Below are 5,871 nucleotides of genomic sequence, written 5' to 3' on the forward strand. Positions count from 1 at the left end.
GCTCATGTTGCTCTTGCCACTCACGATCTGGACTGCTTCCTCCGGGACTCAACCGTCCCAGTATCAGGCTGTCCAGTTCAGCGGGGGAACTTCACGTCCGGGACGACCGTGCCGCCGCCGAGGTGCAGCAGCGGCTGGAGGCGGTGGCCGCGGATCTGGCGCGGGCTGAGGCGGTGTTGGCCGGGCACGGGGGGCAGCTCACGGAGCTGTGGGCGTTACGGCAGGAAGCGGACCGGCTCCGGGCGCACGCCGTCAGTATCCGCTACCGGGCCGGCCGGGACGTCAATGCGCCGGTCACCTACTACAACGGCCCCGGCAGCGGCCCCGGCCGCCGGATCACGCCCGCCCGCGCTGCCGGGAGCACCGTTCTCGCGCTGGCGATCGTGGCGGCCGCGATCGTGGGCTACCGGTGGTACGGCGACCGAACCGCGGCGCAGAACGTGGCGGCCCAGCGTCAGGGGGAGAAAGCGGTCGACGCCCAGACCGCCCCGTTCCAGGTGGTGGTGGAGGGCCCGGACCAGCATCGGGGCGTCGTGTGGGCTCTCGCGCTGGACCAGGAGCTGACGAAGGCGCAGGAGAACGCGCTCGCGCCGTTCACGTCGAAGGATCTCGCCGCGGTGCAGTCGTACCTGGCGGAGCTGCACCCCCGGCTGCTGCCATGGGACGACGTGCCCGGTGTCGATGTCGATACGAAGGATCCCGGGCTGAAGGCGCTCCTGAAGCGTGAGACCGGTGGCGAAGGCATGGTGGGTGGCGATACCTACCGGCTGCACTTCACCACGGACCGTTCCTCGTCCGTGACCATCGAGAACATCGGCGTCAGCGACGTCTCCTGCAAGCCCAGCACCGCCATCAGCTCCGTGGAGGCCCCGCCGGCGGGCGAGGCACCCGTGCCGGGCGTCTTCCTGTCGCTGGCCGACCCGCCCGGGACTCCGGCGGTGGAAGTGGACGACCATGGGCAGGCCATCAGCGCGAACTACTTCGCCCACCACAAAGTCGACCTCGGCCGATTCACCACGCCCGGGGACATCGAGCTTCAGGTCGGCGGCGTCCAGGGGCAACTCTGCTCCTGGCGGTTTCAGGTCGACTACCTGACCGCCGACGGGGAGAGGCTCAGCGAGAAGGTGGACAACCACGGCCGGCCGTTCACGGTCGAGTCGCTGCCGCGCCAGCTGAAACAACTGGTGAAGTACGACCTGGGCGGGGCGACCGACCCCGCCCACTGGGCCGACTGCGCCGTGGAGCCCACCCGGTGCTAACCGATCGCGTCAGGAGGAGGCCGACTCGATACGGGCAGCAGCCTCCCGAGCACGCGCTCCTGAGCGGATGCGGGCTGCGACGGCCCTCCAGGGCCAGCCCCCCGATCCACGCCACGAGTCACCAGGAACGTAGCGCTGCGGCAGGGCCAAGCTCGGCGTACTGCTGGCCAACTAGCTTGAAAACCTTGGCCATCTACGCTGCACAGTCACACCGGCTGCGGACTGTGACTGTGCGCCGTAGACGGCCAGATTTTCCGCGCTACTCGGCCACTGGCCCTGGCTCTGGCTCTGGCCAGAGGGGGCTCCTTGGGGATCGCAGATTACCGGTGTTGCGGAGGCCGGGGCCGTCGGGCATCGGTCGATGACTCGCCATGTACCGCGCTCCGCGCAGACTCGGGAGCAGAGACGAAGCCGGCTTCCGGGTGCCGCGCGCCGAGCCGTGACGGTTGTCCTCTGGCGCGGGGCCCGCCGGGGGTTGGGGGAGGGCGGTCGCCGGTCAGCCTCCGTGTGCGGTGAGTGTGTAGCCTTCGGGGCCCTCGAAGGAGAACATCGGCCCGAAGGGGCTGCCCGTCATGGGGGTCAGGATCCTGACTCCGGCGGTGGTGAGCCGGTCGTGGAGCTGGTGAATGTCCGAGGCCCGGAACCAGAGGACCACACCGAGGCCGGGGCGTGCGGTGTCGGCGAGGTCGATGCCCGGGAGGAGCTCGCGGACGGCGAACGGGGTCGGCTTGGTATCGAACACGACCGCGTGGGGCGGTGAGACTGCGGCCCGGCGCAGGCCCAGGTGCTGCTCGCAGAAGGTTGCTGCAGCTTGCACGTCGCGCACTTGCAGGGCAACGAAGTCGGGGCCGTCGATGGTGACAGACATGGGTCTCCCTCGGATCTCGATGTCAGGACTTTGACATACGGGAGGTTAGGGAAGCCGGAGCACCTATGTCAAAATCCTGACATGATGGAAAGTCCGCCGAGCCAGCCGCCACGCCCCGCGAGAGACGTCACCCAGCACGTGGGCTACCTGCTCAAACGCGCCCAGGCCGCCTTGCGCAGCGCCATGGACAAGGTCCTGCGCGAGCACGGACTGACCGTGCCGCAGTACGCCACTCTCGAACTCCTGGCCCTGCACCCCGGCATGTCCAATGCCGACCTCGCCCGCGCGACCTTCGTCACCCGGCAGTCCGGAAACGTCGTCCTGCGAGGACTGCAAGAAGCGGGACTGATCACTCGCCCCAGCACTGCCGACCACGGCCGAGCCCGGCCCGCCCACCTCACCGAAGAAGGCCACACACGCCTGGCCGCGGTCCAAGCCGCCGTGTACGCCATCGAAGAGCGCATGGTGGGGGCGATCCCGCCACAGCGCATCGCCGCGCTGCTCACTGACCTCGACCGCATCGCGGGAGCTCTGGAGAAATGACGAGAGCTACCGATATTTCGCGCCGGTAGCGGCGCCTGTGGTGGCGGGCCGGCGCCCGAAGGCCGCCGGTTGCTACCCGGCCGGATGGGCTCACCCGCTTCTGACTCGTGGCCAACCAGGCCGCTCAGATTGGCCGAGAAGCCGGGAAAGGTTGGCCAGCTAGCCTGCAAAGTGGCCATGTACCGTGCACAGTCACACGGACCGCGCTCGGGAGGTCAGCGCCACTGGTAGGACGCGCCGGTCATCGCCGGGAGCAGCACCGGCCCGCCGGCCTGGGCGGTGTCGGGCCGGACGGCCTGGTCGAGGACGGCGGCGACGTCCGGGTACAGGTGGAGGGCGGCCGCGTCAGCCACCAGCAGCCACACCACCGGCGCGCGGTCCGGGTCGTCCTGCTCGACCGCCGCGACGGCCGCCGCCAGGTGGTCGGGCGGGTGGGCAACGTAGACCAGGTGCCGGCGCCGGAACAGCTCCGTCTGGCCCGGCCGCTCGGTCTCCTGGTCCTGGACGAAGCGCAGCACCGGCGGCGCGGGCAGCACCGCCAGGTCGAGGCCGAGCTCCTCGAGGAGCTCCCGGCGCAGCGCGTCGATCGGGTCCTCGCCGTCCTCGTCCTCGGCCAGGCCGCCGGGCAGCGAGTGCTGGAGGCCGGCCGAACGCTGGCGGCGGATCAGGCAGAGGCGGCCGTCGTGGACCAGCACCGCGCACACTCGCACGCGGACCGGCCCGGCCGCCGTGCTGGTGGTCACCGGGCCCAGGCCGGGCAGGCGGGCTCGTGCCAGGTGGTGCGGACGACCACCCCGCCCGGGGTCAGGTGCTCACTCGCCCAGGTCCGGCAGCACCCGGTGCTGCCCGGCCGGGCCGGGGCCGGCGGCCATCCGGCGCGGACCGGAGCGGCGGGCGCGGACGCGGTGAGCGCGGCCGGACGGCGGCGACGTCGGCGCCTGGTCATGGGTGTCGTCATGCCGAAGGCTCTGCCCGCCCGACCACCGCGCCGAACCCCGCCGCCACCCGGACGGCGTACCGCAGTCCGTTCTAACCGGCCGCTGACCTGCGACGACACCCGAAACTCGCCGGGCTTGAGGCGAAACTAACCGGGTCGGGCGGGCAAACTCACCAGCAGCCTGGGGCGAAACTCACCGGCCCCGGGGCGAAACTCCCCAGTGCAGGTCAGCGGGGGTGCCGAAACTCCCCACCGCAGGTCAGCGGCCTGCCGGCGGGTGAGTCCGGGTCAGGTCCGGCGCCACCAGGAGCTGGTGCGCTTCGCCTCGGCGGCCGCGGCTTCGGCGGCGTCCCGCTCGCGCTCGGCGTCCTCCCGCGCCCGCTGGTCGGCATCGGCCTGGCGGCAGTCGGCGCACAGCCCGTCGTCCCTCCAGGCCCTCTCCTTCTCGGCCCACCGCTCGTCGGTGAACTTCGCCGAGCAGCGGCGGCAGGCCGGACAGTGGCGCTCGCGCTCCTTCCGCTCCCGTTCCCGGCGGGCCTGCTCGGCGGCGGCCCACTCGACTTCGAGCAGCTGGTCGCCGTGCGGGTTGTCGAGCGCCTGGCTGAGGGTGTGCCAGCCGCGGCGGCCGAGCCGGCGCCAGATCGCAGCGTCGGCCCCGCGGGTGCGCAGCAGCGGCAGGGTGGTGGCCACGATGGGCAGGGCGCGGTGGTAGTCGCGGGCGGTGATGCCCTCGCCCCGGTACGGCGGCGCGTACCAGAGGTCCTCGGAGGCGGCCTCCACCGCCCGGGCGCGGCGCAGCAGCCGCTGGTGGTCGGTCTTCGCCTTCTCCTTCTTCTCCTGCGGGGTGAGCGGGGCGGTGCCGGGGCGACGGGTGCGCTTGCGGCCGGCTTCGAAGATGAGGGCGACCGGCGGCAGGCCCTCCCGGCCGGTGGAGGGGTAGAGGGCCGACCACAGCCTCAGTTCGTGGGTGCGAGCACCGGCGCGGTCCAGCGCCTTCTCGAACGCGGCCTTGGTGGCGCCCTTGGCCGGGAGCTCACACCAGGTGCGGTAGGAGGTGAGCTTCTCCACCAGCGTGCCGAGCCTTCGTTCTCCCGGTCAACCTCCACCCAGAGCATCGGCACCTCGGTGCCGGGGTCGCGCAGCACCAGGTCGGCGAAGAGCGAGCGGCGGTGCGGGACCTGGTGCTCGACCTCGGTGGAGAACGCGCCCAGGTGCCCGATGCCGCCCTTGGCGAGGAGGCCGGCGACGGTGGCGACGTCCAGCGCGTGCTCGGAGAACGCCGCCGCCGATCCCTCCCGCTCCGGACGCAGCGCCGACAGCTTCGCCCCCTCCGGCAGCAGACCCGCCGCCTCTCGGTGCCCCGCCCGCGTCAGACGCCACAACTTCCGCCCGTCCGGCAACCGCAGCTCCTCCCGCACCCTCCCCGCGTCCCGCAGGTCCAGCAGTGCGTCCCGCACCGCGCGATCGTTCGCCTGCCCCGCGCACGCGAGCATCCAGATCTCACGAGCGGTGCAGCGCTGAAACAGAGCCAGCGCCACCAAGACCCCCGCTCGCACCGACGACGTCGAACCCCGCTTCCACCGCACATCAGCAGCGGGCAGAAGAGGGTTGTCGCCACGCCCCGCACCCCTTGCCCGGGGCCGCTGGCCTGCCGAAACGCGGGCAGAGGCCGGATCAGCCGTGGAGGTGGAGGCGGAGGTGGCCGCGGAGGTAAGGCCGGGCGGGTTGTCCCGGTCGGGCGAGGCCTCGCCCGACCGGTCGGCGAGGTGCTCGGCGCCCTGGTCGCCGTCGTCCGGGTCGGGCGCGGCGAGCGAGGTACTGGTCATCGGGTTGGCCTTCCGTCAGCAGGAGGCCGGGAACGGCGTGGTGGCCGGCCCGGCACCCGGACCGGCGTCCGGGTGCGGCCGACACTGCACACCACCCCCTTGTCCGCGGCCTGACCACACCCCTTGTTCGACCCTTTGACCAGCGTGTTGTCCCGCCCGATTCGCCCCGGTCAAGGGCCTTGTCCTCCCGGTATGTCCGTGACCGACACCACAGACCGTCAGGCCGCGCGCCCAGACCGGGCCGTTCAGGGGTGCAACGCGTCCGCTGCAACACGGCCCGGCCAGGTATGTGGGGCGCCTCGCCGGGCGGGGCTAGGCACGGCGTATTTCGTTAGAAGTTCTAACTAGCCGTTGCTCTATCGACCTTGGTGATTGTGAGTTCGAATCTGCCGACTCGGTCGGGTGATCTTCAGTCGGCAGGGCATGAAAGTGGGGCCT

7 protein-coding genes are annotated in these 5,871 nt (G+C 71.8%); 2 read left to right on the top strand and 5 right to left on the bottom strand.

Annotation, left to right across the window (positions count from 1 at the left end):
* Window positions 1-1,259: hypothetical protein (locus tag AB0J08_RS40850; protein ID WP_360645037.1), on the top strand; the 1,259-nt coding region annotated here is incomplete at its 5' end.
* A gap of 496 nt (window positions 1,260-1,755) precedes the next feature.
* On the opposite strand, the gene AB0J08_RS40855 is transcribed toward AB0J08_RS40850, so the two are convergent.
* The gene (locus AB0J08_RS40855; protein ID WP_360645040.1) at window positions 1,756-2,127 is read right to left on the bottom strand and encodes a VOC family protein; all 372 of its coding nucleotides are present in this window, start codon (window positions 2,125-2,127) and stop codon (window positions 1,756-1,758) included.
* An 81-nt stretch (window positions 2,128-2,208) separates the two neighbouring features.
* Here AB0J08_RS40855 and AB0J08_RS40860 point away from each other — a divergent pair, with 81 nt between their 5' ends.
* Entirely contained in the window at window positions 2,209-2,670 is a 462-nt protein-coding gene (locus AB0J08_RS40860) for a MarR family transcriptional regulator (protein WP_360645044.1), read from the top strand.
* Window positions 2,671-2,885: 215 nt separating this feature from the next.
* Here AB0J08_RS40860 and AB0J08_RS40865 read toward each other — a convergent pair whose 3' ends face one another.
* The 4 genes from AB0J08_RS40865 to AB0J08_RS40880 all read right to left on the bottom strand — a co-directional run bounded on the left by AB0J08_RS40865 (window position 2,886) and on the right by AB0J08_RS40880 (window position 5,064).
* Window positions 2,886-3,413, bottom strand: coding sequence for an NUDIX domain-containing protein (locus AB0J08_RS40865; RefSeq protein WP_360645047.1), 528 nt, complete (start codon window positions 3,411-3,413; stop codon window positions 2,886-2,888).
* Window positions 3,410-3,616 carry a hypothetical protein gene (locus AB0J08_RS40870; RefSeq protein WP_360645050.1) on the bottom strand — a complete coding sequence of 69 codons (207 nt, stop codon included), beginning with the start codon at window positions 3,614-3,616 and terminating at the stop codon, window positions 3,410-3,412. Before AB0J08_RS40870 ends, AB0J08_RS40865 begins: the two co-directional genes overlap by 4 nt.
* A 279-nt stretch (window positions 3,617-3,895) precedes the next feature.
* Window positions 3,896-4,675, bottom strand: a complete 780-nt coding sequence (locus AB0J08_RS40875; protein ID WP_360645053.1) for a hypothetical protein — start codon at window positions 4,673-4,675, stop codon at window positions 3,896-3,898.
* Window positions 4,564-5,064, bottom strand: a complete 501-nt coding sequence (locus tag AB0J08_RS40880; protein ID WP_360645056.1) for a hypothetical protein — start codon at window positions 5,062-5,064, stop codon at window positions 4,564-4,566. The genes AB0J08_RS40875 and AB0J08_RS40880 overlap by 112 nt, the downstream gene beginning before the upstream one ends.
* Window positions 5,065-5,871 lie beyond the last annotated feature (807 nt).

Source organism: Kitasatospora sp. NPDC050463 (assembly GCF_040655255.1).
In the GTDB taxonomy this organism is placed as follows: Bacteria; Actinomycetota; Actinomycetes; order Streptomycetales; family Streptomycetaceae; genus Kitasatospora.

What these genes read in the sequence shown, in the direction of transcription:
- AB0J08_RS40855 (WP_360645040.1), bottom strand. Translation starts at nt 2,127, where the DNA reads ATGTCTGTCACCATCGACGGCCCCGACTTCGTTGCCCTGCAAGTGCGC.
- AB0J08_RS40860 (WP_360645044.1), top strand. Translation starts at nt 2,209, where the DNA reads ATGATGGAAAGTCCGCCGAGCCAGCCGCCACGCCCCGCGAGAGACGTC.
- AB0J08_RS40870 (WP_360645050.1), bottom strand. Translation starts at nt 3,616, where the DNA reads ATGACCAGGCGCCGACGTCGCCGCCGTCCGGCCGCGCTCACCGCGTCC.